The 26,299-nt window shown below is 66.7% G+C and carries 21 protein-coding genes and 1 riboswitch; of the genes, 12 read left to right on the top strand and 9 right to left on the bottom strand.

Annotated features, from left to right (window positions below; all coding sequences use genetic code 11):
* Window positions 1–4: 4 nt before the first annotated feature.
* Window positions 5–799, top strand: a complete 795-nt coding sequence (locus ACTJJX_RS03455) for an AraC family transcriptional regulator (protein WP_014602391.1) — start codon at window positions 5–7, stop codon at window positions 797–799.
* A 75-nt stretch (window positions 800–874) separates the two neighbouring features.
* On the top strand, window positions 875–1,486 hold the full coding sequence (locus ACTJJX_RS03450) for a LysE family translocator (protein ID WP_004352097.1): 612 nt from the start codon (window positions 875–877) through the stop codon (window positions 1,484–1,486).
* Window positions 1,487–1,493: 7 nt separating this feature from the next.
* Here ACTJJX_RS03450 and ACTJJX_RS03445 read toward each other — a convergent pair whose 3' ends face one another.
* The 3 genes from ACTJJX_RS03445 to ACTJJX_RS03435 form a co-directional block, all read right to left on the bottom strand.
* Window positions 1,494–2,909, bottom strand: a complete 1,416-nt coding sequence (locus tag ACTJJX_RS03445; protein WP_016852375.1) for a hypothetical protein — start codon at window positions 2,907–2,909, stop codon at window positions 1,494–1,496.
* Window positions 2,910–2,943: 34 nt separating this feature from the next.
* Window positions 2,944–3,666, bottom strand: a complete 723-nt coding sequence (locus ACTJJX_RS03440) for a 16S rRNA (uracil(1498)-N(3))-methyltransferase (protein ID WP_016852376.1) — start codon at window positions 3,664–3,666, stop codon at window positions 2,944–2,946.
* A 92-nt stretch (window positions 3,667–3,758) separates the two neighbouring features.
* Window positions 3,759–5,162: an adenosylmethionine--8-amino-7-oxononanoate transaminase gene (locus ACTJJX_RS03435; protein WP_003117900.1), complete on the bottom strand. Its 1,404-nt coding sequence runs from the start codon at window positions 5,160–5,162 to the stop codon at window positions 3,759–3,761.
* 173 nt (window positions 5,163–5,335) lie between these two features.
* Here ACTJJX_RS03435 and ACTJJX_RS03430 point away from each other — a divergent pair, with 173 nt between their 5' ends.
* The 3 genes from ACTJJX_RS03430 to ACTJJX_RS03420 all read left to right on the top strand — a co-directional run bounded on the left by ACTJJX_RS03430 (window position 5,336) and on the right by ACTJJX_RS03420 (window position 8,163).
* Entirely contained in the window at window positions 5,336–6,826 is a 1,491-nt protein-coding gene (locus tag ACTJJX_RS03430) for a flavin monoamine oxidase family protein (protein WP_003118815.1), read from the top strand.
* 180 nt (window positions 6,827–7,006) lie between these two features.
* Window positions 7,007–7,576 carry a cytochrome b gene (locus tag ACTJJX_RS03425; RefSeq protein WP_003106133.1) on the top strand — a complete coding sequence of 190 codons (570 nt, stop codon included), beginning with the start codon at window positions 7,007–7,009 and terminating at the stop codon, window positions 7,574–7,576.
* 11 nt (window positions 7,577–7,587) lie between these two features.
* Window positions 7,588–8,163: a YceI family protein gene (locus ACTJJX_RS03420; protein WP_003084626.1), complete on the top strand. Its 576-nt coding sequence runs from the start codon at window positions 7,588–7,590 to the stop codon at window positions 8,161–8,163.
* Between the two features lie 68 nt (window positions 8,164–8,231).
* On the opposite strand, the gene mexR is transcribed toward ACTJJX_RS03420, so the two are convergent.
* Window positions 8,232–8,675, bottom strand: a complete 444-nt coding sequence (gene mexR, locus ACTJJX_RS03415; protein ID WP_003114897.1) for a MarR family transcriptional repressor MexR — start codon at window positions 8,673–8,675, stop codon at window positions 8,232–8,234.
* 274 nt (window positions 8,676–8,949) lie between these two features.
* Here mexR and mexA point away from each other — a divergent pair, with 274 nt between their 5' ends.
* From mexA to oprM, 3 genes are read left to right on the top strand one after another with little or no spacing between them, the layout of a single operon-like run.
* On the top strand, window positions 8,950–10,101 hold the full coding sequence (gene mexA, locus ACTJJX_RS03410) for a multidrug efflux RND transporter periplasmic adaptor subunit MexA (RefSeq protein ID WP_003118819.1): 1,152 nt from the start codon (window positions 8,950–8,952) through the stop codon (window positions 10,099–10,101).
* A 15-nt stretch (window positions 10,102–10,116) separates the two neighbouring features.
* Window positions 10,117–13,257, top strand: coding sequence for a multidrug efflux RND transporter permease subunit MexB (gene mexB / locus ACTJJX_RS03405; protein WP_003107312.1), 3,141 nt, complete (start codon window positions 10,117–10,119; stop codon window positions 13,255–13,257).
* Between the two features lies 1 nt (window position 13,258).
* A complete protein-coding gene (gene oprM, locus ACTJJX_RS03400) occupies window positions 13,259–14,716 on the top strand; it encodes a multidrug efflux RND transporter outer membrane channel subunit OprM (RefSeq protein ID WP_003084633.1) in 1,458 nt (485 codons plus the stop codon).
* A gap of 95 nt (window positions 14,717–14,811) precedes the next feature.
* Here the strand turns inward: oprM and ACTJJX_RS03395 are convergent, their stop codons facing one another.
* From ACTJJX_RS03395 to ahcY, 5 genes are all read right to left on the bottom strand, one after another.
* Window positions 14,812–16,731 (bottom strand): DEAD/DEAH box helicase, encoded by a 1,920-nt coding sequence (locus ACTJJX_RS03395; protein WP_003121761.1) that lies wholly within the window; start codon window positions 16,729–16,731, stop codon window positions 14,812–14,814.
* A gap of 250 nt (window positions 16,732–16,981) precedes the next feature.
* Window positions 16,982–18,052, bottom strand: coding sequence for a hypothetical protein (locus tag ACTJJX_RS03390; RefSeq protein ID WP_003084637.1), 1,071 nt, complete (start codon window positions 18,050–18,052; stop codon window positions 16,982–16,984).
* A gap of 69 nt (window positions 18,053–18,121) precedes the next feature.
* On the bottom strand, window positions 18,122–18,970 hold the full coding sequence (gene metF / locus ACTJJX_RS03385) for a methylenetetrahydrofolate reductase [NAD(P)H] (protein WP_003084639.1): 849 nt from the start codon (window positions 18,968–18,970) through the stop codon (window positions 18,122–18,124).
* 66 nt (window positions 18,971–19,036) lie between these two features.
* Window positions 19,037–19,591 carry an HD domain-containing protein gene (locus ACTJJX_RS03380; RefSeq protein WP_003118822.1) on the bottom strand — a complete coding sequence of 185 codons (555 nt, stop codon included), beginning with the start codon at window positions 19,589–19,591 and terminating at the stop codon, window positions 19,037–19,039.
* A 40-nt stretch (window positions 19,592–19,631) separates the two neighbouring features.
* Window positions 19,632–21,041: an adenosylhomocysteinase gene (gene ahcY / locus ACTJJX_RS03375; protein WP_003099900.1), complete on the bottom strand. Its 1,410-nt coding sequence runs from the start codon at window positions 21,039–21,041 to the stop codon at window positions 19,632–19,634.
* Window positions 21,042–21,063: 22 nt separating this feature from the next.
* A riboswitch (S-adenosyl-L-homocysteine riboswitch) is annotated at window positions 21,064–21,169 on the bottom strand.
* Between the two features lie 178 nt (window positions 21,170–21,347).
* Here ahcY and ACTJJX_RS03370 point away from each other — a divergent pair.
* The 4 genes from ACTJJX_RS03370 to ACTJJX_RS03355 all read left to right on the top strand — a co-directional run bounded on the left by ACTJJX_RS03370 (window position 21,348) and on the right by ACTJJX_RS03355 (window position 26,276).
* Complete coding sequence (locus ACTJJX_RS03370; RefSeq protein ID WP_003109726.1) at window positions 21,348–21,764, top strand: DUF2946 domain-containing protein; 417 nt, start codon at window positions 21,348–21,350, stop codon at window positions 21,762–21,764.
* Window positions 21,765–21,889: 125 nt separating this feature from the next.
* Window positions 21,890–24,082 carry a TonB-dependent receptor gene (locus tag ACTJJX_RS03365; RefSeq protein WP_016852377.1) on the top strand — a complete coding sequence of 731 codons (2,193 nt, stop codon included), beginning with the start codon at window positions 21,890–21,892 and terminating at the stop codon, window positions 24,080–24,082.
* Window positions 24,083–24,092: 10 nt separating this feature from the next.
* On the top strand, window positions 24,093–25,571 hold the full coding sequence (locus tag ACTJJX_RS03360; protein WP_016852378.1) for a PepSY domain-containing protein: 1,479 nt from the start codon (window positions 24,093–24,095) through the stop codon (window positions 25,569–25,571).
* A gap of 84 nt (window positions 25,572–25,655) precedes the next feature.
* Entirely contained in the window at window positions 25,656–26,276 is a 621-nt protein-coding gene (locus ACTJJX_RS03355; protein ID WP_003084655.1) for a TetR/AcrR family transcriptional regulator, read from the top strand.
* Window positions 26,277–26,299: the final 23 nt, after the last annotated feature.

The raw sequence follows: 26,299 nt of genomic DNA, 5'->3' as shown, positions 1-26,299 counted from the left end.
GTCCATGGCCGGCCTGCAGCACGCGCGGATCGGCGCCTCCCTCGAGGTCGCCAGCGCCAGCCTGGCCGGGCACCGCTTCGAGAAGCACAGCCACGACGAGTTCGTCATCAGCGCCAACCTCTGCGGATTGGAAGATGTCTGGCTGGATGGCCGTACCTTCCAGGCCGACAGCGGCGACCTGACCCTCTACAACCCGGGGCAGATCCAGGGCGGCGGCGTCCGCGACGGCCAGCCCTGGCGCTTCGCCAGCCTCTATCTGCCTGCCGCCGAACTGGCGAGCAGCCTGGATCTTTCCTCCGTCGAGTTCGACCGCCCGCTGCTGCGCAGTCCGGCGCTGGGCCGCGAGTTGGCCGCCAGCATCGAAGCCTTGCTGGCCAGCGACCGTTTCGCCCGCGAACGGGGCGAGGAGCGCCTGCTGGATTTCCTTGGCCGCCTGCTGGCGGCGAGCGGCACCCGCCTGCCGCAGAGGGCCGATCCTGGGCGCCCGGCTGTCGCCCGCCTGCAGGCGCTGCTCGCCGAGCGCCTGGCCGAACCGCCGGACCTGGATGGGATGGCGGAGCAGGTGGGCCTGTCGAAATACCACCTGCTGCGGGCGTTCAAGAAGGCCACCGGGCTCAGCCCGCGCCAGTGGAGCATGCAACTGCGCACCCGCCGCGCCCTCGGCCTGTTGCGCCGTGGCCTGGCGGTGGGCGAGGTGGCCCACGCCCTGGGCTTCGCCGACCAGAGCCACCTGACCCGTTACTTCACCAGCGCCTACGGCATTTCGCCGGGCCGCTACCAGCGCGCCGTGCGCGGCTGAACTGCGCAATCCGGTTCAAGTCGGCGGAGCCGCCGGCCGGGATAATCCGACGTCCCACCACGGAGTCGTCGTTCCATGCTCGCCATCTTCCTCACCGCCTTGCTGTTCGGTTTCGCCTTCAATGTTTCCCCTGGCGCGGTGTTCAGCGAAACGCTGCGCCGCGGTTTGACCGGCGGCTTCCGCCCGGCGTTGCTGGTGCAACTGGGGTCGCTGATCGGCGATGCCGTCTGGGCCCTGCTCGGGCTCACCGGGCTGGCGCTGCTGCTGGGCTACGAACAGGTGCGGATTCCCCTGACCCTGGCCTGTGCCGCCTACCTGGCCTGGCTCGGCGTGCAAGGCTTGCGCGACGCCTGGAGTCCGCCGCTGGCGGCGGAGGATGCCGGCGAGCAGGGGCGCAACGCCTTCGGCGCCGGCGCGGCGATCTCCCTGTCCAATCCGAAGAACGTGGTCTACTGGGGTGCCCTCGGCAGCGCCCTGGCGGGGATCGTCGACGGCACGCCGAACCAGGCGCAGTCGCTGGTGTTCTTCGCCGGTTTCATGCTCTCGTCGCTGATCTGGTGCTTTTGCTGCGCGGCGCTGGTGGACTGGCTGCGGCGCAACACCTCGCTGTTCTGGCACCGCGTCAGCTACGCCGGTTGCGGCGTGCTCCTGCTCGGCCTGGCGGGACTGGCGCTGCGCGGGCTGTAGACGCGCCTCAGGCCGGCGCCAGGCGCCGCCGCAGCAGGCGTTGGCGCAGGCTTTCGAACCTGCCGAGGTCGACATGCCGGGCATGGTCGCCGACGACGATCCGGCCGTCGGGCAGCTCCGCCCAGTGCTGTAGTCCGCCCTCCAGGTCCAGTTCGCCGTAGCGGATGCGCAGCGCCCGGCCGGATTCGAGGTGCCAGAGCTGGGCGAGGTCCCGCGAGCGATGCGGTTCCAGCCACGGCGCCAGGAGCAGCCAGCCTCCGTCCAGAGCCTGGAGCTTCAGGTAGGGGCCTTCGGCCAGGCCGTCCAGCGAGTGGCTGCGGATCTCGCCGCTGTCGAGCCGGCCTTCGCAGAGCGTTTCACGCTCCAGCCAGACGATGGTCCCGGGCGCCGCCGAGGTCGGTTGCGCCGGATCGGCGGGCAGATCCTTGCCGACGGGGAACGGCAGGGGCTGGATGCGTGCCTCGCGCCATTCGAAGAACTGCCCGCGGGAGAGCAGGCAGACGCGCTGGTCCGGAGTGGTGAAGACCGCCGGCGGATTCTCGATGGAGCGCCGCGCTTGCGGCACCTCGAAGAGCAACCGCGGTTCGTCGTTGCCCTGGGCGAAGCCCGGATAGAGGAAGAACAGGCCGCGGTCGGCCAGGAGCAGGTCGTTCCCGGCCAGGCCGATGGCAAGTTCCGGGGTGCGGCGTTGGCGCAACGACTGCGCCGGCGGCAGCGGCAAGGGCGGTAGTTCGGGCGTCAACGAGGCGAGGTCGCGGGAGCGATGCAGCCAGGCGTAGGGGCTTCCCGAACGGGTCATCCTGACCCAGGCGTGCAGGCCGTCCGCCGAACTGGCCCGGCAGAGCAACGCGCCCTGGGTTTCCTCCGCGCCATCGGGCAGGCGTTGCAGCCTGGGCCATTGGCGCAGGTCCAGCAGGTCGCGGCTGTCCTCGCCCGGCAGGCGGGCGATGGCCAGGCCGGGCGCCAGGTGCTCGGCGTGTTCGAGGCAGATGTAGGCCGAAGCCGGCGCCAGGCCGGCCGGCGCGGCGGCGGGGAGGGCCGCCCGGGCGCCCTCGGGGGCGTTTTCCTGGCGCAGCGTGCGGGCGTTGTGGCCCTGCGCTGCGAGCGCATCGAGGAGGCGCTGGCTGTGGGGGGCGCCGACCACGTACAGGTTCAGGCTGTCGTCTTCGTCCAGGCGTTCCACCAACGCCAGTCCGAGGGATTCCAGCTCCTGGCCGAGGGCTGGCAGGAAATCCTCGGGAAGGTCGTCGCGCAGGCGCTCCAGCAGCGTCTCCAGTGCGGCGGAGGCCAACTGCGGGAAGCGTCCGGCATAGTCTCGGCGGAGTACGCCGAGCACGTCGGGCAGGCGGATCTTCCAATCGAAGGTAACGGGCGTGTCCATGCGTGCGATCCGTTGCGAAGTGGGTTGCGCAACGGTATTCACTGGCTGTCGCCGTTGTAAAGCGGCGGGAGAGATATCAGGCGAAGTCGCCCCAGAGTTGCTGGGCCACCGCCAACGCTACCACCGGCGCGGTCTCGGTGCGCAGCACTCGCGGGCCGAGGCGCGCGGAGTGGAAACCGGCCGCCTGCGCCTGCTCCACCTCGGCATCGCTCAGGCCGCCTTCGGGACCCACCAGGAAGGCCAGGCGCGACGGCGGCGCATGGCTGGCCAGGGGGGCGGCTACTGGGTGCAGGACCAGCCTGAGGTCATCGTCCCGCCCGCGCAGCCAGTCCTCCAGGGCCAGCGGCGAATGGATCAGCGGCAGGCTCGAACGGCCGCACTGCTCGCAGGCGCTGATCGCCACCTGGCGCCAGTGTTGCAGGCGCTTGTCGGCGCGCTCGTCCTTTAGGCGCACTTCGCAACGCTCGCTGACGATCGGGGTGATTTCCGCCACCCCCAGCTCGGTGGCCTTCTGGATCGCCCAGTCCATCCGCTCGCCGCGCGACAGGCCTTGCCCCAGGTGGATACGCAGGGGCGAGTCGGGCTGGCCGGCGAACTGCTCGCGGAGTTCGACGCGGACATTCTTCTTGCCGACCTCGACCAGCTCGCCGAGGTATTCCCGGCCGCTGCCGTCGAACAGTTGCACGGCGTCGCCCGTGGCGTGCCGCAGCACGCGGCCGATGTAGTGGGCCTGGGCCTCGGGCAGGTCGTGCTGGCCGAGGGTGAGAGGCTGGTCGACGAAGAAGCGGGACAGGCGCATGGCGATTCGAGGGTAGTGGCGACAGGCGCGCAGTTTACTGCCTGCCGCGGGGCGCTGGAACCGGCCCCCTCGGAACGAAGGGGCGGCGACGTTCAGCCCGGATCGCGGTGGTCCGGGTGGAAGTCGCTGACCGCCACGCTGACCGCGTCGCGGGTGGCGATGTCGATGCCTTCGCTGGCCACCTCGGCGAGGAAGTCGATCTGCTCCGGGGTAATCACGTAGGGCGGCAGGAAATACACCACGCTGCCCAGCGGGCGCAGCAGCGCGCCGCGCTCCAGGCCATGCTGGAAGACCTTCAGGCCGCGGCGCTCCTGCCAGGGGTAGGGCGTCCTGGATGCCTTGTCCTGGACCATTTCGATGGCCAGGACCATCCCGGTCTGGCGCACCTCGGCGACATGCGGGTGGTCGGCCAGGTGCGCGGTGGCCCTGGCCATGTGGGTGGACAGCGCGCGGTTGGCCTCGATCACCTTGTCTTCCTCGAAGATGTCCAGGGTCGCCAGGGCGGCGGCGCAGGCCAGCGGGTTGCCGGTATAGGTGTGCGAGTGGAGGAAGGCGCGCAGGGTCTGGTAGTCGTCGTAGAAGCCCCGGTAGACGGTCTCGCTGGTCAGCACCGCGGACATCGGCAGGTAGCCGCCGGTGAGGGCCTTGGACAGGCAGAGGAAATCCGGGGCGATGCCGGCCTGCTCGCAGGCGAACATCGTCCCGGTGCGGCCGAAGCCCACCGCGATCTCGTCGTGGATCAGGTGCACGCCATAGCGGTCGCAGGCTTCGCGCAGCAGCTTGAGGTAGACCGGGTGGTACATGCGCATGCCGCCGGCGCCCTGGATCAGCGGTTCGACGATGACCGCGGCGATCTCGTCGTGCCCTTCGGCCAGGGTGCGCTCCATGTGGGCGAACATGTTCCGCGAATGTTCTTCCCAGCACATGCCGTCCGGACGCAGGAAGCAGTCCGGGCTGGGCACCTTGATGGTGTCGAGCAGCAGCGACTTGTAGGTTTCGGTGAACAGCGCCACGTCGCCCACCGACATCGCCGCGATGGTTTCGCCGTGGTAGCTGTTGGTCAGGGTGACGAAGCGCTTCTTGCGCGGCCTGCCGCTATTGAGCCAGAAGTGGTAGCTCATCTTCAGCGCGACCTCGATGCCCGCCGAGCCGCTGTCGGCGTAGAACACCCGGTCGAGCCCCGGCGGGGTGATCTTCACCAGTCGCTCCGACAGCTCGATCACCGGCTGGTGGCTGAATCCGGCGAGGATCACGTGCTCCAACTGGTCGACCTGGTCCTTGATGCGCTGGTTGATGCGCGGGTTGGCGTGGCCGAACACATTGACCCACCAGGAACTGACCGCGTCGATGTAGCGCTTGCCTTCGAAATCCTCCAGCCAGACGCCTTCGCCGCGGCGGATCGGGATCACCGGCAGGCGTTCGTGGTCTTTCATCTGGGTACAGGGATGCCAGAGTACGTTCAGGTCGCGCTGCATCCAGTCGGCGTTAAGGCCCATGGGCTGTCTCCTCGGATCGATCGGCAAAGCCTATGCAATGGGGGTGAGATGAACAACCCGGTGGGTTGGGACACATCCGACAGCAGCCGCCGACGGACTCCTATGGTGGCCCAAACGGCTCTGGCGTATGCTGCGCGCCGTTGCGTCTTTGCTTTTTTCCTGGGGAGTCCGGTATGTCGTTAAGGTGGCTGCGCGCCGCGGCGTTTCTCATGTTGGGGGTGTTCAGCGCGGTGGCGCTGGGCAAGGATAAACAGCCTACGGCGATCGTCGTCGGCGCGGGCCTGGCAGGCCTGAGCGCGGCCTACGAATTGCAGAAGGACGGCTGGCAGGTCACGGTGCTCGAGGCGCGGCCGCAGGTGGGCGGGCGTTCCGGCCTGGCCACCAGCGAATGGGTCGGCAACCAGAAGGTCCAGCCCACGCTCAATGCCTACCTGGACACCTTCAAGCTGAAGCCGGTGCCGGCGCCGGACTTCGTCCGCACCCCCAGCTACCTGATCGACGGCCTGTACTACAGCAGCAGCGATCTCGCGCTCAAGCAGCCGAACGTCGCCGCCGACCTCAAGCGCTTCGAGTCGACCCTGGACGATCTCTCGGCATCGATCTCCGATCCGCTCAACCCCGCCTCGAGCAATACCCTGTTCGCCCTCGACCAGATGAACGCCGCGCGCTGGCTGGACAAGCTGAACCTGTCGCCGACCGCGCGCCTGCTGGTCAACCAGCGTATCCGCTCGCGCTACGACGAACCGTCGCGCCTGTCGCTGCTCTACCTCGCCCAGCAGGGCCGCGCCTACCGTGGCGTCGATGACCGCGACCTGCGCGCGGCGCGCCTGCCCGGCGGCAGCCAGGTGCTGGCGGAAGCCTTCGTCAAGCAGATCAAGACGATCAAGACCAAATCCAAGGTGTCGAGCATCGTCCAGGCCAAGGACGGCGTCGCCGTCAAGGCCGGCAGCGAGACCTACAAGGCCGACTACGTGGTTCTCGCCGTGCCGCTGAAGGCGCTCGGCCAGATCCAGATGACCCCGTCCCTGAGCGGTACCCAGATGTCCGCGCTGAAGGGCACCAACTATGGCTGGCGCGACCAGATCCTGCTGAAGTTCAAGCGCCCGGTGTGGGACGACAAGTCGCGCCTCTCCGGCGAGATCTTCAGCGACCAGGGCCTGGGCATGATCTGGGTCGAGCCGGCGCTGAAAGGCGGCGCCAACGTGCTGATCAACCTGTCCGGCGACAACGCCCGCGTGCTGCAGGCTTTCGGCGACCGGCAGATGGTCGACCAGGTGCTGATCCGCATGAACAAGTTCTATCCGAAGATGCGCGGTGCCTTCGCCGGCTACGAAATTCGTCGCTACAGCGCCGACCCGGGCACCGGCGGTTCCTACCTGGCCTACGGTCCGGGCCAGGTGACGCGCTTCTGGCGGATCTGGGAACAGCCGCTGTCGCGGGTCGCCTTCGCCGGCGAGCACACCGATGCGCTGTACCCCGGCACCATCGAGGGGGCGCTGCGCAGCGGCAAGCGCGCCGCCAGCCAGGTGCGCGACCTGTACGCCGGCAAGACGCCGGTGATCGAGGGCGCGCCGATGGTGGCGAAGGCCGAGAAGGTGGCCGCACCGACGACCGGCGGCGAGAAGAAGAACCCGTTTGCCTGGTTCACCCGCCTGTTCGATTGATCCCCTTCGCCGGCGCCGGAAGCTCCGGCGCCTTGCGCTTCCCGGTTCGCAGCGCAATCCGGGGTTTTTTCTTAGCCTGCGAACCTATCTTGTGAATCGATGTTTCAAAGCAGAATTTTCTGCTTTAACTCGATGGATTTGCCGCTAGTCTTGAGGCTTCGCTTTTCAAGGAAGTTTTTCATGCAGTGGCGCAATACCTCATCCCGTTACGGCGTATTCAGCCTGTTCCTGCACTGGGGCAGCGCGCTGGTGGTCTTCGGCCTGTTCGGCCTGGGCCTGTGGATGCGCGAACTGAGCTATTACGACCCCTGGTACCACCCCGCGCCGGCCCTGCATAAAAGCATCGGCATCCTGCTGGCCATTGCCCTGCTGGTGCGGATCGTCTGGCGTTTCGTCAGCCCGCCGCCGCCGGCGCCGGCCAACCACGGTCCGCTCACGCGGGTAGCGAGCAAGCTTGGCCACCTCGCGCTGTACGGGCTGCTGCTGGCGGTGATCGTCGCGGGCTACCTGATTTCCACCGCCGACGGCGAACCGATCAGCGTGTTCGGCTGGTTCTCCGTGCCGGCAACCCTCAGCGGGCTGCCCGACCAGGCAGACGTCGCGGGTGAAATCCATCTCTACCTGGCCTGGGCGCTGGTGGTCTTCGCCGTCCTCCATGCCCTGGCCGCCCTCAAGCATCACTTCGTCGACCGCGACCCGACCCTAAAGCGCATGCTCGGTCGCTCGTCGAATGATCAACAACCACGTTAAGGAGAATGTCCATGCTGAAGAAGACCCTTGCCGCGCTGGCGCTCGGCTCCGCACTGTTCACCGCCGGCCAGGCAATGGCCGCGGACTACAAGATCGACAAGGAAGGCCAGCACGCCTTCATCGAGTTCCGCATCAAGCACCTGGGCTATAGCTGGCTGTACGGCCGCTTCAACGACTTCGACGGCAGCTTCACCTTCGACGAGAAGAACCCGTCGGCCGACAAGGTCAAGGTGACCATCAACACCAACAGCGTGGACACCAACCATGCCGAGCGTGACAAGCACCTGCGCAGCGGTGATTTCCTCAACGTCAGCAAGAACCCGACCGCTACCTTCGAATCCACCGAAGTGAAGGCCAACGGCGACAGCGCCGACATCACCGGCAACCTGACCCTGAACGGCGTGACCAAGCCGGTCACCATCAAGGCCAAGCTGATCGGCCAGGGCGACGACCCGTGGGGCGGCTACCGTGCCGGCTTCGAAGGCAGCGCCACCCTGAAGCTGAAAGACTTCGGCATCAAGATGGACCTCGGCCCGGCATCCCAGGAAGTCGAGCTGCTGCTCTCCGTCGAAGGCATTCGCCAGTAAGCGGATACCTGAAACGAAAAACGCCGGCGATCGCCGGCGTTTTTCATTGTGCTTCGAAAAGAATGTTCTTAAATATCCTCAAGCGGTTGCGCGGCCAGGCACTGGTCGAGGAGATGCACCAGGGTGGCCTGTTCCACCGGGGTGAGCGGGGCAAACAACTCGTCATGCACGCGTGACATGATGGCCTCCGCATGCTGGTGGATGGCCAGCCCCTCGTCGGTGAGGAAGAGCTGGAAGCTGCGCTGGTCGCTGGGGTTGCGCTCGCGGCGGACCAGGTTTCTTCCCTCCAGCTCGCGGATCTTCCGGGTGATCAGTGCCTTGTCGCGGCACATCTGGCGTCCCAGGTCCTGCAGGTTCAGCCCGCGTTGTTCGTCGATAAGCTTCAATACATGGACGTCGGGCGGGGTCAGGTCGAGTCGCTGGCAATCGAGCTCGCTCTGGATGCGCGTCCGCACATGCTGGAAGACCGCCATCAGCGCGGGCATCAGGTCGGGATTCACGGGGTAGTTCATTGGTTTGGCCGAGTAAACCTAATGTAAATGTGGTTGATCCAGTCAACTATTTTGCTTATTTTAGTTGACCTTATCAACCTTGTTTCAGGTTCTGAATATGGGCCATGGCGCCGGGTGGATAACCGGCCATCGAGCTAAAACGTTTCAGGTGTTTTCACGCGAGGCTTTCGGACGTTTACAAACACCTATGAATGTAAGTATTTTGCCTGCCTTCTTCGAGCCGGTGCAGCGCCTTCACGCTGCATCGGCCGCTTTCGCTCATGAGGACAACGCTATGCAACGAACGCCAGCCATGCGTGTACTGGTTCCGGCCCTGCTGGTCGCGATTTCGGCCCTTTCCGGGTGCGGAAAAAGCGAGGCGCCGCCGCCGGCGCAAACGCCGGAGGTCGGGATCGTGACCCTGGAAGCGCAGACGGTGACCCTGAATACCGAGCTGCCGGGCCGGACCAATGCGTTCCGCATCGCCGAGGTGCGTCCCCAGGTGAACGGCATCATCCTCAAGCGCCTGTTCAAGGAAGGCAGCGACGTCAAGGCCGGGCAGCAGCTCTACCAGATCGACCCCGCCACCTACGAGGCCGACTACCAGAGCGCCCAGGCCAACCTGGCTTCGACCCAGGAGCAGGCCCAGCGCTACAAGCTGCTGGTCGCCGACCAGGCCGTGAGCAAGCAGCAGTACGCCGACGCCAATGCCGCCTACCTGCAGTCCAAGGCGGCGGTGGAGCAGGCGCGGATCAACCTGCGCTACACCAAGGTGCTGTCGCCGATCTCCGGCCGCATCGGCCGTTCCGCGGTGACCGAAGGCGCCCTGGTGACCAACGGCCAGGCCAACGCGATGGCCACCGTGCAACAGCTCGACCCGATCTACGTCGACGTCACCCAGCCGTCCACCGCCCTGCTGCGCCTGCGCCGCGAACTGGCCAGCGGCCAGTTGGAGCGCGCCGGCGACAACGCGGCGAAGGTCTCCCTGAAGCTGGAGGACGGTAGCCAATACCCGCTGGAAGGTCGCCTCGAATTCTCCGAGGTTTCCGTCGACGAAGGCACCGGCTCGGTCACCATCCGCGCCGTGTTCCCCAACCCGAACAACGAGCTGCTGCCCGGCATGTTCGTTCACGCGCAGTTGCAGGAAGGCGTCAAGCAGAAGGCCATCCTCGCTCCGCAGCAAGGCGTGACCCGCGACCTCAAGGGCCAGGCTACCGCGCTGGTGGTGAACGCGCAGAACAAGGTCGAGCTGCGGGTGATCAAGGCCGACCGGGTGATCGGCGACAAGTGGCTGGTTACCGAAGGCCTGAACGCCGGCGACAAGATCATTACCGAAGGCCTGCAGTTCGTGCAGCCGGGTGTCGAGGTGAAGACCGTGCCGGCGAAGAATGTCGCGTCCGCGCAGAAGGCCGACGCCGCTCCGGCGAAAACCGACAGCAAGGGCTGATCAAGGGGATTCGTAATGTCGAAGTTTTTCATTGATAGGCCCATTTTCGCGTGGGTGATCGCCTTGGTGATCATGCTCGCGGGTGGCCTGTCGATCCTCAGTCTGCCGGTCAACCAGTACCCGGCCATCGCCCCGCCGGCCATCGCCGTGCAGGTGAGCTACCCGGGCGCCTCGGCCGAGACGGTGCAGGACACCGTGGTCCAGGTGATCGAGCAGCAGATGAACGGGATCGACAATCTGCGCTACATCTCCTCGGAGAGTAACTCCGACGGCAGCATGACCATCACCGTGACCTTCGAACAGGGCACCGACCCCGACATCGCCCAGGTCCAGGTGCAGAACAAGCTGCAACTGGCCACCCCGCTACTGCCGCAGGAAGTGCAGCGCCAGGGGATCCGGGTGACCAAGGCGGTGAAGAACTTCCTCATGGTGGTCGGTGTGGTTTCCACCGACGGCAGCATGACCAAGGAAGACCTGTCGAACTACATCGTTTCCAACATCCAGGACCCGCTCTCGCGGACCAAGGGCGTCGGTGACTTCCAGGTGTTCGGCTCGCAGTACTCGATGCGCATCTGGCTCGACCCGGCCAAGCTGAACAGCTACCAGCTGACCCCCGGCGACGTGAGCAGCGCGATTCAGGCGCAGAACGTGCAGATTTCCTCCGGCCAGCTCGGCGGCTTGCCGGCGGTCAAGGGCCAGCAGCTCAACGCCACCATCATCGGCAAGACCCGCCTGCAGACCGCGGAGCAATTCGAGAACATCCTGCTCAAGGTCAATCCCGACGGTTCCCAGGTGCGCCTGAAGGACGTCGCCGATGTAGGCCTGGGCGGCCAGGACTACAGCATCAACGCGCAGTTCAACGGCAGCCCGGCGTCCGGTATCGCGATCAAGCTGGCCACCGGCGCCAACGCGCTGGATACCGCCAAGGCGATCCGCCAGACCATCGCCAACCTGGAACCGTTCATGCCGCAGGGCATGAAGGTGGTCTACCCGTACGACACCACCCCGGTGGTCTCGGCCTCGATCCATGAGGTAGTGAAGACCCTCGGCGAGGCGATCCTCCTCGTGTTCCTGGTGATGTACCTGTTCCTGCAGAACTTCCGCGCCACGCTGATCCCGACCATCGCCGTACCGGTGGTGCTGCTGGGGACCTTCGGCGTGCTCGCCGCGTTCGGCTTCTCGATCAACACCCTGACCATGTTCGGCATGGTGCTGGCCATCGGCTTGCTGGTGGACGACGCCATCGTGGTGGTGGAGAACGTCGAGCGGGTGATGGCCGAGGAAGGCCTGTCGCCAAGGGAGGCGGCGCGCAAGTCCATGGGCCAGATCCAGGGCGCGCTGGTCGGTATCGCCATGGTGCTCTCGGCGGTATTCCTGCCGATGGCGTTCTTCGGCGGCTCCACCGGGGTGATCTACCGGCAGTTCTCCATCACCATCGTGTCGGCCATGGCCCTCTCGGTGATCGTGGCGCTGATCCTCACCCCGGCGCTCTGCGCGACCATGCTCAAGCCGATCGAGAAAGGCGACCATGGCGAGCACAAGGGCGGCTTCTTCGGCTGGTTCAACCGGATGTTCCTTTCCACCACCCACGGCTACGAGCGGGGCGTGGCGTCGATCCTCAAGCATCGCGCGCCGTACCTGCTGATCTACGTGGTGATCGTGGCCGGGATGATCTGGATGTTCACCCGCATTCCCACCGCGTTCCTCCCCGACGAGGACCAGGGCGTACTGTTCGCCCAGGTACAGACCCCGCCGGGCTCCAGTGCCGAGCGTACCCAGGTGGTGGTGGACTCGATGCGCGAATACCTGCTGGAGAAGGAAAGCTCTTCGGTCAGCTCGGTGTTCACCGTGACCGGCTTCAACTTCGCCGGCCGCGGCCAGAGTTCGGGCATGGCGTTCATCATGCTCAAGCCCTGGGAAGAGCGTCCCGGTGGCGAGAACAGCGTGTTCGAACTGGCCAAGCGCGCGCAGATGCACTTCTTCAGCTTCAAGGACGCGATGGTGTTCGCCTTCGCGCCGCCGTCGGTACTGGAACTGGGTAACGCCACCGGCTTCGACCTGTTCCTCCAGGACCAGGCGGGTGTCGGCCACGAAGTCCTGCTCCAGGCGCGCAACAAGTTCCTCATGCTCGCCGCGCAGAACCCGGCGCTGCAACGCGTGCGCCCCAACGGCATGAGCGACGAACCGCAGTACAAGCTGGAGATCGACGACGAGAAGGCCAGCGCCCTCGGCGTGTCCCTTGCCGACATCAACAGCACCGTGTCCATCGCCTGGGGTTCCAGCTACGTCAACGACTTCATCGACCGTGGCCGGGTCAAGCGGGTCTACCTGCAGGGCAGGCCGGACGCGCGGATGAACCCGGACGACCTGAGCAAGTGGTACGTGCGCAACGACAAGGGCGAGATGGTGCCGTTCAACGCCTTCGCCACCGGCAAGTGGGAATACGGTTCGCCGAAGCTGGAGCGCTACAATGGCGTGCCGGCGATGGAGATCCTCGGCGAGCCGGCGCCCGGCCTGAGTTCCGGTGACGCCATGGCGGCGGTCGAGGAGATCGTCAAGCAATTGCCGAAAGGCGTTGGCTACTCCTGGACCGGCCTGTCCTACGAGGAGCGCTTGTCCGGCTCGCAGGCGCCGGCGCTGTATGCGCTGTCGCTGCTGGTGGTGTTCCTCTGCCTGGCGGCCCTGTACGAAAGCTGGTCGATTCCGTTCTCGGTGATGCTGGTGGTGCCGTTGGGCGTGATCGGCGCGCTGCTGGCGACGTCCATGCGCGGCCTGTCCAACGACGTGTTCTTCCAGGTGGGCCTGTTGACGACCATCGGCCTGTCGGCGAAGAACGCCATTCTCATCGTGGAGTTCGCCAAGGAGCTGCACGAGCAGGGCAAGGGCATCGTCGAGGCGGCCATCGAAGCCTGCCGCATGCGTCTGCGGCCGATCGTGATGACCTCCCTGGCGTTTATCCTCGGCGTGGTCCCGCTGGCGATCTCCACCGGCGCCGGCTCGGGCAGCCAGCATGCGATCGGTACCGGCGTGATCGGCGGCATGGTCACTGCGACCGTCCTGGCGATCTTCTGGGTACCGCTGTTCTACGTGGCGGTCAGCACGCTGTTCAAGGACGAGGCGTCCAAGCAGCAAGCGTCCGTCGAAAAGGGGCAATGATATGAAACGGTCCTTCCTTTCCCTGGCGGTAGCCGCTGTCGTTCTGTCCGGCTGCTCGCTGATCCCCGACTACCAGCGCCCCGAGGCGCCGGTAGCCGCGGCCTACCCGCAAGGGCAGGCCTACGGGCAGAACACCGGCGCGGCGGCCGTTCCGGCCGCCGACATCGGCTGGCGCGAGTTCTTCCGCGACCCGCAGTTGCAGCAACTGATCGGCGTGGCGCTGGAAAACAACCGCGACCTGCGGGTCGCCGCGCTGAACGTCGAGGCCTTCCGGGCGCAGTACCGCATCCAGCGGGCCGACCTGTTCCCGCGGATCGGCGTGGACGGTAGCGGCACCCGCCAGCGTTTGCCGGGCGACCTGTCGACCACCGGCAGTCCGGCGATTTCCAGCCAGTACGGGGTGACCCTGGGCACTACCGCCTGGGAACTCGATCTCTTCGGCCGCCTGCGCAGCCTGCGCGACCAGGCCCTGGAGCAGTACCTGGCGACCGAACAGGCGCAGCGCAGCGCGCAGACCACCCTGGTGGCCAGCGTGGCGACCGCCTACCTGACGCTGAAGGCCGACCAGGCGCAGTTGCAGCTGACCAAGGACACCTTGGGCACCTACCAGAAGAGTTTCGACCTGACCCAGCGCAGCTACGACGTCGGCGTCGCCTCCGCGCTCGACCTGCGCCAGGCGCAGACCGCCGTGGAAGGCGCCCGCGCGACCCTGGCGCAGTACACCCGCCTGGTAGCCCAGGACCAGAATGCGCTGGTCCTGCTGCTGGGCTCCGGGATCCCGGCGAACCTGCCGCAAGGCCTGGGCCTGGACCAGACCCTGCTGACCGAAGTGCCGGCGGGTCTGCCGTCGGACCTGCTGCAACGGCGCCCGGACATCCTCGAGGCCGAGCACCAGCTCATGGCTGCCAACGCCAGCATCGGCGCCGCGCGCGCGGCGTTCTTCCCGAGCATCAGCCTGACCGCCAACGCCGGCACCATGAGCCGCCAACTGTCCGGCCTGTTCGACGCCGGTTCGGGTTCCTGGTTGTTCCAGCCGTCGATCAACCTGCCGATCTTCACCGCCGGCAGCCTGCGTGCCAGCCTGGACTACGCGAAGATCCAGAAGGACATCAACGTCGCGCAGTACGAGAAGGCGATCCAGACGGCGTTCCAGGAAGTCGCCGACGGCCTGGCCGCGCGCGGTACCTTCACCGAGCAGTTGCAGGCGCAGCGCGATCTGGTCAAGGCCAGCGACGAGTACTACCAGCTCGCCGACAAGCGCTATCGCACGGGGGTGGACAACTACCTGACCCTGCTCGACGCGCAACGCTCGCTGTTCACCGCGCAGCAGCAACTGATCACCGACCGCCTCAATCAGCTGACCAGCGAGGTCAACCTGTACAAGGCCCTCGGCGGCGGCTGGAACCAGCAGACCGTGACCCAGCAGCAGACCGCGAAGAAGGAAGATCCCCAGGCTTGATCGCCTTCCGCGCCATGCAAGAACGCCGACCCTAGGGTCGGCGTTTTTTTATCCTCGCGGAAGTCGGCGGGTCCGCGTCACGGACCCGCTCGGCCTTAGCGGTTGCGGGTCAGCAGTGCGGGGCGCTCGCCCTTGCGCCGCGGTTCCAGCTCGTCGAGCTGCTCGGCGGTGGGGAAGCGATCCATGCGCACCAGGTCGCGCTTGTTGATCACCACCGGCTGGCGGCTCGGCTGCTTGCCGGTGCCATACTCGGACGGCTCGCGCAGCGGCGCGTCGCTCATCCGCGAGGCATTCTCGCGACCCTGGCCGCGCGGCTTGCCGGCGCGCGGTTTCTTCGCCTTGCCCTGGCCGGCACCCTGACCGCGAGCGCCGCCTTGAGCGGCGCCCTGGCTCTTGCCGCGAGCTTGGCCCTGGCCTTGGCCACGACCCTGCTGGCTGGTGCCGCCCTGGGGTTTCTGCTGGCCACCGCGGCGTCCGCGTCCCTTGTTTTCCTGGCCCTGGTAGGGGCTGACGTAGTCGGCGCGGTTGCCGAAATTGTCGAAGTCGTCGTCGAGGAACTCTTCCGGATCGCGATTACCGTCGACTTCCGGAGGCCGATTGGGCTTGGCCGGACGCGCTTCGCGGCTCTGCCGCGGCTGCTGCGCTTGGCCGGCCTCGCGGTTTTCCTTGTTCTTGCCACCGCGACGGCGGCGCTTGCCGGCCGGCTTCTCGGTACCGTCCTGGGCCGCAGCGACATTGCTGTCGGGGTTGCTCGCCTGGGCGTCTTTCGGCTTGCGCTCGCGGCTGCTGCGCCGTTCCTTGTCGCGGCGCGGCTGCTTCTGCGGCGCTTCGCGGGGCTCCGGCTGGGCCACCTCGGGCAGCACGGCCTCGGGGTCGAAACCCTGGGCATCGCCATCGGGAATACGCTGTCTGGTCATCTTCTCGATGGCCTTGAGCAGCTTCTCTTCGTCCGGCGCCACCAGCGAGATCGCCTCGCCGCTGCGTCCGGCTCGGCCGGTACGGCCGATGCGGTGGACATAGTCTTCCTCGACGTTGGGCAGCTCGTAGTTGACCACATGGGGCAACTGGTCGATATCCAGGCCGCGGGCGGCGATGTCGGTCGCCACCAGGATGCGCACGTCGTTGGCCTTGAAGTCGGCCAGCGCCTTGGTCCGCGCGTTCTGGCTCTTGTTGCCATGGATCGCGGCGGCCGGCAGGCCGTGCTTGGTCAGGTACTCGGCGAGACGGTTGGCGCCGTGCTTGGTACGGGTGAAGACCAGCACCTGTTCCCAGGCGCCGACGGTCACCAGGTGCGCCAGCAGGGCGCGCTTCTGCGGCGCCGGCAGGCGGAACACGCGTTGCTCGATGCGCTCGACCGTGGTGTTCGGCGGCGTTACCTCGATGCGTTCCGGGTTGTGCAGGAGCTTGTTGGCGAGGTCGACGATGTCTTTCGAGAAGGTTGCCGAGAACAGCAGGTTCTGGCGCTTGGGCGGCAGCTTGGCGAGAACCTTCTTCACATCGTGGATGAAGCCCATGTCGAGCATGCGGTCGGCTTCGTCGAGGACGAGGATTTCCACGTGGGACAGGTCGACCTTGTTCTGCCCGGCCAGGTCGAGCAGGCGGCCGGGGCAGGCGACGAGTACGTCGACGCCCTTGGCCAGGGCCTGGATCTGCGGGTTCATGCCAACCCCACCGAAGATGCAGGTGCTGTTCAGCGGCAGGTCGCGGGCGTAGACCTTGAAGCTGTCATGCACCTGGGCGGCCAGCTCACGGGTCGGGGTCAGTACCAGCACGCGCGCCTGGCGCGGGCCGTGGCGGTGTTCGCGGTCGGGATGACCGGCGGGGAACAGGCGCTCCAGTACCGGCAGGGCGAAACCACCGGTCTTGCCGGTGCCGGTCTGTGCCGCAACCATCAGGTCGCGACCTTGCAACACGGCGGGAATCGCCCGCTGTTGCACGGGAGTGGGCTGGCTGTAGCCCGCAGCCTCCACAGCGCGGGCAAGCGCCTCGGAGAGTCCGAGGGAAGAAAAGGACATGCGGGTTTTCCTATATGGGCCGGGGCGAGGCCGGCTGCTGTGAAATCACCAAGTTCTGCGAACTCCTGTCTACCTTCGGGCCCTGTCGGCCAGGGCGGAAGGTCTGGCCGCGGCGCTGCGTATGCGCTCGGTGGCCGGTGTCGAACGGGTGCCCTCGCGGGCATGGCCGCGCACCTGGTCGGGGGCGCTGGCCGGTTCGCTCCCGGCCCTGGGTGGGGGGGCCGGGGGCAGCGTCAACGGAGGGCTGCGGTCAGAGCAGGTCACGCTGGCGCAAATGCTGGCGGATCTCGTTGGCCCGGGAGCCAAGGAGGTTGCGCAGCAAGCTGTGATTCAGCCAATCCTCGATTTGTTCCGCAATCGGTTCCTGCGGATAGCGTTCGATGGCATTGGTCGCGGCTTTCTCCCACCAGACGGGGCCGCAGGCCCGGTCGAACTCGTTACTGTATTCGTGGCAACCGTAGAGCAGTTCGATACTGAACTGGCGCATCGGAGCCGGCAACGGCAGGGTTCCCAGCTTGTACAGCAGACGCTTGGCACGCGGTGGGCGTGGCAGTCGATCGGTCACCTTGAGGGTGTCGTCGAGGGCTGCAGCGCTGAGAAGGGAGGAACCGTGCTTGCACAACCAGGCCTGGATCTTCGCGCGGAACAGCTGTTTCCGGCTCCAGTAATGGTGGATCAGGTCGGTACAACCCACCAGCTCCAGCCGCTTGTGGGCGGCGACGGCCAGGACGAATTCCTCAAGAGTATAGGCACCGTTGGCAATTGGATAGAGTTCATCCATTAATTCCAACGAACGGTCGAGTATTTTCGCCTCTTCCCGAGGCAGGCCGATGACGCCGGAGTTGAGCTGGTGCATCTCGTCGTCGGCCCAGCCGCGCTCGAACAGGTAGGGCGAGAGGTCGCGGTAGAGCGGGAAGTTACGGTGTTCGCCATAGCGCGCGCCGATCGCGTTGCACAGCAGGCTGCCGGGCTGGATGCGGTCGAACAGGCGCAGGGGCGAACTGTGGAAGAAGGTATCGGTGTCGATCAGCAATGCCTGGTCGGCGTCTTCCAGGGCGTCGCGCAGGGCCACGTGCTTGGCGCGGAAGTGATAGCCGTGCGGTTGGCACCAGGCGACCAACTCCTCGGCCGTCACTTCGCGGACCTGCACCGGCAGGCCGGCGTAGGGACTGGGGTCGTCGGTATAGACCCTGACCGTCAGGCCATGCGCCGCCCCGTCGCGGAGGTGGGCGAAGGCGCTGGCGATGCTGAACAGGGCTTCCTGGTGGTAGGTCTGTCGCCCGTAGACCAGGTAGATCAGATGCTTGCGTGAGTTGGCCATGTCTGTCGTGGATCGCGTGAGAGGCATCCCTGCCGGTATACGCTGCCGGGCCGAACCGCGTGGGCGGTATCAGCGTGGCAGCTGGAGATTCTTCCAGATCGCCAGGCTCGGATCGGCCTGGTTCAAAGTATAGAAATGCAGTCCCGGTGCGCCGCCCTCCAGCAGGCGTTCGCACATCTCGCTGATGACCTGCTCGCCGAAGGCCTGGATGCTGCGGCTGTCGTCGCCGTAGGCTTCCAGTTGCTTGCGGATCCAGCGCGGCAGTTCGGCGCCGCAGGCGTCGGAGAAGCGCGCCAGCTTGGAGTAGTTGGTGATCGGCATGATGCCGGGGACCACCGGGATGTCCACGCCGAGCTTGGCGACCCGCTCGACGAAGTAGAAATAGGCATCGGCGTTGAAGAAGTACTGGGTGATGGCGCTGCTGGCGCCGGCCTTCACCTTGCGCACGAAGTTCGCCAGGTCATCCTCGAAGCTGCGCGCCTGGGGGTGGACCTCCGGATAGGCGGCGACCTCGATGTGGAAGTGGTCGCCGGTCTCGGTGCGGATGAAGTCCACCAGTTCGTTGGCGTAGCGCAGTTCGCCGCTGGCCATGCCCATGCCCGACGGCAGGTCGCCGCGCAGGGCGACGATGCGGCGGATGCCGGCCTCGCGGTAGCGGCCGAGCAGTTCGCGCAACTCGGCTTTCGAGTCGCCGACACAGGACAGGTGGGGCGCGGTCGGCACCTTCACCTCGCCGTCCAGTTGCAGCACGGTACTCAACGTGCGGTCGCGGGTGGATCCGCCGGCGCCGTAGGTGCAGGAGAAGAAGTCGGGCTTGTAGCCCGCCAGGTTGCGGGCGGTGGCCAACAGCTTTTCATGGCCGGCCTCGGTCTTCGCCGGGAAGAACTCGAAGCTGAAACGGCGTTCGCTCTGACTCATGATCGGTTCCTTGGACGCGACCACGGCCGCGCCTCTTCTTGTTGATTCCGACTAGCGCCGGGTACTTCAGTAGTACTGGCGGTAGTGCTCGATTTTTTCCCGCAGGCGTCGGGCCGTCGCGGCGTGGGCATGGCCGAGGCGAGCGAGGATCAGCTGCGACTCCTGGTGGTAGTTCGCGATCTTGTCCTGGTTCCAGGTCTGCGGCGGTGGCTGCAGGTTGGTGATGCGGTCGCACAGCTTGACCAGGGCGTACTGCGCCGGGCCCTCGGCAAGCGCCTGGAGATAGTCGTCGAGGGAACGCTTGGGGCCGTCGCCCACGCGCTTGCTCAGGGCCTGCACGCCGGCACAGACGAACTCGCCGAACTGTTGCCGCAGCTCCTCGGGTGAGGTCGCCGTGTCTTCCAGGGTGTCGTGCAGGACCGCGATCTGCAGGGTTTCCCCGAGCCGTTCGATGGCACCGTCGCGATCGGCGGCCAGCAGCTCGTTGGCGACCATGCCCAGGTGCACCAGATAAGGCAGCGGCGAGCCGCTGAGGGTCTGGTTGCGGTGGGCGCGGGCGGCGAACAGCCAGGCCTGGTTGTAGCGATCGGCGAGGTGCGTGGACATCGTGGGAGCGCTCATGCGAACGGGGCAGGCGCATGGCGCCTGCCCCGTGGTCCGCTTAGTAGCGATAGGTGTCCGGCTTGAACGGGCCTTCCACGCTCACGCCGATGTACTCGGCCTGTTTCGGGGTCAGTTGGGTGACCACGCCGCCGAAGCCCTTGACCATCTCCAGGGCCACTTCCTCGTCGAGCTTCTTCGGCAGCACTTCGACGCTCAGGCGCTTGGCCTTCTCGGCGGCCGGCAGGTCGGCGTACTTCTGCTCGAACAGGTGGATCTGCGCCAGCACCTGGTTGGCGAAGGAACCGTCCATGATCCGGCTCGGATGGCCGGTGGCGTTGCCCAGGTTGACCAGGCGGCCCTCAGCGAGAAGGATCAGGTAGTCGTCGTTGTGCGCGTCGAAACCGTCCTTGCCGGTGCGGTGGATCTTGTGCACCTGCGGCTTGACCTCTTCCCAGGCCCAGTTCTTGCGCATGAAGGCGGTGTCGATCTCGTTGTCGAAGTGGCCGATGTTGCAGACCACCGCGCGCTTCTTCAGCGCCTTGAGCATGTTGGCGTCGCAGACGTTGACGTTGCCGGTGGTGGTGACGATCAGGTCGATCTTGCCCAGCAGCGCGGCGTCGATGCTGGCCTCGGTGCCGTCGTTGATGCCGTTCTTGTACGGCGAGACGACTTCGAAGCCGTCCATGCAGGCCTGCATGGCGCAGATCGGGTCGACTTCCGCGACCTTGACGATCATGCCTTCCTGGCGCAGCGACTGCGAGGAGCCCTTGCCCACGTCGCCGTAGCCGATCACCAGGGCCTGCTTGCCCGACAGCAGGTGGTCGGTGCCGCGCTTGATGGCGTCGTTGAGGCTATGGCGGCAGCCGTACTTGTTGTCGTTCTTGCTCTTGGTCACCGAGTCGTTGACGTTGATCGCCGGGACTTTCAGGGTACCGTTCTTGAGCATGTCGAGCAGGCGGTGGACCCCGGTGGTGGTCTCTTCGGTGATGCCGTGGATGCGCTCGAGCATCTGCGGGTATTTCTTGTGCAGGATCTCGGTCAGGTCACCGCCGTCGTCCAGCACCATGTTGGCGTCCCACGGCTGGCCGTCCTTGAGGATGGTCTGCTCGATGCACCATTCGTACTCTTCCTCGGTCTCGCCCTTCCAGGCGAACACCGGGATGCCGGCTGCGGCGATGGCGGCGGCGGCCTGGTCCTGGGTGGAGAAGATGTTGCAGCTCGACCAGCGGACTTCGGCGCCCAGCGCGACCAGGGTCTCGATCAGCACGCCGGTCTGGATGGTCATGTGGATGCAACCGAGGATCTTTGCGCCTTTCAGCGGCTGCTGGCCGGCATACTTGCGGCGCAGGCCCATCAGTGCGGGCATTTCCGATTCGGCGATGATCAGCTCGCGGCGGCCCCAGGCGGCCAGGGTGATGTCGGCGACCTTGTAGTCGGTGAAACCGGCGGGCGTCATGACAGCGCTCATGCGTAACTCTCCATTCGTTGTCTGCGAATGGGCGCCGTTGGTGCGTTGACAGACCGGCGAGACCGGCCTGAGAGCGCGCTCCGTTCGAGCCTGACAGGCCTAGGCCTGCTGCAGCGCCCCTCGAACGGAAGGCGGGAGCGACCCGAAGGGCCGCCTGAGCGGGCGATTATAGCGGCGCCACATGAAACTCCCAAGTCACCCCTGATACGCCGCTCGTCGCCGTGCGTCGCGTCCTCGGGCTGCGGCGATGCACCGCAGCGCAGAAGCGCGGGGAATTTGCGGGTCAGGATGCTAGAGTGCGCGGTCATGAGAATCGCTCCCATCTCCCGCTCGCCGCTGCTGCAGTGGCTGAGCTTCGCCCTCTGTGCCTGCGTGCTGGTCAACGCGCTGGCTTGCGGCGTCCTGCACCTGCAGGCGCTGGGAGTGGGCAGCGACAAGGGGCAGAAGGCCAGCGTCGGGCTGTTCTGCGTCGCCGGTGCCAGCCAATGGCTATCCCTGGATCCCGACGACGGGTCCGCCGGCGATCCGGCACCGGTCAATCCCCAGTTGCCGATGAGCTGCCCGATGTGCAGCGCCCTGGTGCTGTTCGTCGCGCTCGGGGTGATCTGGTCCTGGCGCTTGCAACGGCGACGCCAGGCGCGTTTCCGCCCGCCCGCCACGCGCGAGCCGGTGCCGCCCCGGTACGTCTGGCCGCCGGCCAACCCGCGCGCTTCCCCCGCCTGATCCTGAACGCCCGCCGCGCCGGGCATTTGCATCCGTCGCCCGTCCTGCCTCGTCCGCGCAGCGCTCGCCGCTGTCCATCCGGGCGAGGCGGGCGTGCCCACCATGCCTTGCTTCAGGATCGCTCGATGAAAAAGCACTCCACGGCCCGCCGCGTCCTCGCGCTGGGTCTCAACCTCACCCTGGCCGGCGTTCCGGCCTGGCTCTGGGCCGATGAGGAACCCACCGAACTGCCCGCCCTCACCGTCAGCGCCGGCGCCGCCGGGGAAACCCCGCCGGCCCTCGATCTCGACGACAGCGCCGGCGGCGGCTCGCGCCTGGGCCTGAGCCTGCGCGAGACTCCAGGCTCGGTAAGCGTGGCCAACCGTGCCAGCTTCGAGCGGCGCGGCCTGCGCAGCACCCAGGACATCGCCAACAGCCTGCCCGGCGTGAACGCCTCGGCGCCGCCCGGCTTCGGCGGCTTCGTCACCTACCGCGGCTTCAGCTCGAACCAGGTCAACCAGTTGTTCAACGGCATTCCGGTGCAATACAGCAGCGCCATGCGTCCGCTGGACGACTGGATCGTCGACCGCGTCGAGCTGGTCGGCGGTCCGTCCTCCTTCCTCAACGGCGCCGGTGCCGTCGGCGGCTCGCTGGACTACATCAGCAAGCTCGCCGACCGCTACGGCGATTTCATGGAAGGCCGGGTGCGCTATGGCAGCTACGACGATTCGGAAGTCGCCTTCGGCTTCAACCAGGCCCTGGGCATCGGCCCCGAGCCGAAGCACTTCGTGCGCCTGGACGTCAGCCGCAGCGGCGGCAACGGCTACGTCGACCGCAATTCGCGCGAATCGTGGAACGTCGCTTTCTCCCTGCTCAGCGACCTGACCCCGGACCTTTCCCACACCCTGGCCCTGGAGTACCAGGACGAGCAGGAAGACAGCCCCTACTGGGGCACACCGGTGCTCAATCCCTACGCCGGCGAGCTGAAGATCGACAAGAGCCGTCGCCGCGAGAACTACAACGTCGCCGATGGCCGCTACGAACAGCGCGTGCGCTGGCTGCGCTCGATCCTCGAATACCGGGTCAGCGACAGCACGCGCTGGCGCAACACCTTCTACCACTACGACGCCGAGCGCGATTACCGCAACCTCGAGACCTACCGCTACAACGCCGACAACAGCGGGGTGGTGCGCTCCAACGCATTCCTCCAGCGCCACGACCAGCAGCTCAACGGCAACCGCTTCGAGCTACAGCGCAGCCAGCCGCTGTTCGGACTGGCCAGCGACTGGGCGCTGGGTTTCGACTACAGCATCAACAAGCAGACGCGCTTCCCGAGTACCGCCTCCGGGCCGTTCGGTACGGTCGATCCGGCCAGTTTCGAGCCGGGCCACTTCTACGACCTGCCAGGCATGCGTCCCGGCCACCGGAAGGACCGCAGCAACGAGGTGCGCACCAGCGCGTTGTTCGCCGAGAACCGCCTGGGCCTGACCGACGAGCTGTCGCTGGTCACCGGGCTGCGCTACGACCACCTCGACCTCGACGTGCGCAACCATCGGACGGTGACCGCCAGCGATCCTGCACACTTCGAACGGCGCTGGGACGTGCTCACCGGGCGCGCCGGGCTGGTCTACCAGTTCACCCCGCACGCCAACGTCTACCTGCAATACAGTACCGCCGCCGACCCGCCGGGCGGGGTGCTGACCAGCGCCAGCTTCGGCCAGGTCCGCGACTACGACCTGTCCACCGGCGACCAGTGGGAGCTGGGCAGCAAGTTCGATTTCCTCGACGGTCGCGGCAGCGCCACCCTGGCCGCCTACCGCATCGTCCGCCGGGACTTCTCGGTGGCCGACCCGAACAACCCCAACCTCAGCGTGCCGGTGGGCCAGCAGACCTCCAGGGGCATCGAGGCCGCCGCCTCCCTGCGGATCACCCCGAAGCTGCTGGCCGAGGGCAATTTCGCCTGGGTCGACGCGCAGTACGACGAGTTCACCGAGAACGTCGGCGGCGTCGCCGTCTCGCGCAAGGGCAAGACGCCGCCGAACGTGCCGGAGCGGGTCGGCAACCTGTGGCTGACCTACGACTTCGACCCGGCCTGGCAGGGTGGGGTGGACGCGCGCTACGTATCCTCGGTGTACGCCAACAACGCCAACACCTGGCACGTGCCGTCCTATACGGTCTACGGGACTTTCCTCAGCTACCGGCTGGACGAGCGCACGCGGATCACCGGGCGCGTGCGCAACCTCACCGACGAGGTCTACGCGCGCTTCGTGCAGAGCACGCCGCTGTACTACGTCGGCGACCCGCGCACCTTCGAGCTGAGCGTGCAGACGCGCTTCTGAGGAGTCGTCGATGAAACGCTACCTGTACCTGTGGCACCGCTGGCTGGGCATCGGCTGCTGCCTGCTGATGGTGCTCTGGTTCGTCTCCGGCATGGTCATGCTGTATGTCGGCTATCCCAAGCTGACTCCGCTGGAACGCCTGGCCCACCTGCCCGAGCTGGACGGCTGCGAGGCCTGCGTACCGCTGCGGACGGCCCTCGCCGGCGGCGATGGAAAGACCCCGCGGAGCATCCGGCTGGCCAGCGTAGGAGGCCTGCCGACCTACCTGCTGGACGATGCCGACGGACGCACGCGTGCGCTGGCGGCGCGCGACGGCCGACCGCTGGCGGTGGACGCGGACAGGGTGCTGGCTTCGGCCCGTGCTTTCAGCGGCGAAGTACCGATGCAGTTGCAAGGGCGGATCGAGGAAGACGCCTGGACCCATACCCGCAACCTCGATCCGCACCGGCCGCTATGGCGGGTGCAGACCGCGGACGAGCAGGGCCGGCTGCTCTACCTGTCCTCGCAGACCGGCGAGGTGGTACGCGACGCCAGCCGCCGGGAGCGTGCCTGGAACTGGCTCGGCGCCTGGTTGCACTGGCTCTATCCGCTGCGCGGCGGCTGGTTCGACGGGCAGTGGGCGAACCTGGTGATCGGCCTGTCGCTGCTGGCGACCCTGGTGACCGTCCTCGGCATCCTCGTCGGCCTGCTCCGCTGGCGCTTCCGCAAGCCCTACCGCAGCGGCTCGCGCTCGCCCTATGCGGGCGGTTTCCAGCGCTGGCACCACCTCGCCGGCCTGCTCTTCGGCGCGCTGGTGCTGAGCTGGATCTTCAGCGGGCTGATGTCGATGAATCCGTGGAACCTGTTCGGCCGCGGCACGCCGCTCGACCTCGCGGCCTACCAGGGCGGTAGCTGGGACCGGGCGCTGCCCGCCGGACTGGAGGCGGACGCTGTCCTGCGGCGCTTGCGTGCCGCCGGATTGCGGGTGCGCGAGCTGGAGTGGCGGGCGCTCGACGGCGAGCCCTATGCGCTCGGGCGCAGCGCCAGCGGCAACAGCCTGCTGCTGACGGCGGATGGCGAAATCCTCCGCGAGCTACCCGCGGATCGCCTGCTGGCGGCGGCTCGCGCGCTGCTGCCGGGCGTGCCGATGCAGGCCGAACGGTTGGAACGCTACGACTTCTATTACTACCCGCGCGAAGAACACAGCATGATGGGCTACCTGGAGCGGCGCCTGCCGGTCTGGCGCCTGCGTTTCGACGATTCCCGGCATACCTGGGTGCACCTGGATCCCTACAGCGGCGCGGTGGTTGGCGTGCTCGACGACGGTCGGCGCGGCAGCCGCTGGCTGTTTTCCCTGTTGCATAGCTGGGACTGGCTGCCGCTGCTGACCCGGCGTCCGCTGTGGGACCTGTGGATGCTCGGTTTCAGCCTCGGCGGCCTGGTGGTCTGCGCCAGCGGCTGCTGGATCGGCTGGCGTCGCCTGCGCGGCCGCCGTCCGAAGCGTCGCTGAGAGGGGCTACCTGGCAAGACTGGGCGTCGCCGCACGCCCGGATTTGCTGGTAGCCTTGGTTGAATTCGCAGTAATGGATCGCACATGGGCACACACAAGATCGAGATCCGCCGCCGCAACGTCGAGAAGATTCTCCTGGCCGCCGAAAAAGTCTTCGCCGAAAAAGGCTACGCCGGCACCTCCATGGGCAACATCGCCGAAGAAGCCGAACTGCCGCGCTCCAACCTGCACTACTACTTCAGCACCAAGGACGAGCTGTACCGCGACGTCCTCCTCGGCCTGCTCGAGGTCTGGAAGCAGGACGCCCTCTGCTTCGAGATGTTCGATGACCCAAGGGTGGTATTGACCAGCTATATCCGCGCGAAGATGAACCATTCGCGCACCCGCCCGCATGGCTCCAAGGTCTGGGCCAACGAAATCATGCATGGCGCGCCGCTGCTCGGCGCCACCCTCGACGACAGCCTCTACGAATGGGCCAAGATGAAGGAGGCGAAGATCCGCCAGTGGGTCGAGGAAAAGCGCATCCTGTCGATCGAACCGAGCAGCCTGCTCTACATGATCTGGGCCTCCACCCAGCACTACGCCGACTTCGGCTACCAGGTCGAGGTGCTCAACGGCCACCAGCCGCTCAGCGACATGCAGTTCGAAAGGGCGGTGCAGACGGTGACCAGCGTGGTCCTGCGCGGAATCGGATTGGAGCCCTGAGCAGCGGAGCCTTCGCTAGAAGG

Origin of the sequence: Pseudomonas sp. 22490, assembly GCF_052044465.1 — a bacterium.
Classification (GTDB): Bacteria; Pseudomonadota; Gammaproteobacteria; order Pseudomonadales; family Pseudomonadaceae; genus Pseudomonas; species Pseudomonas aeruginosa.
This window is presented reverse-complemented; position numbering and strand designations above follow the sequence as displayed.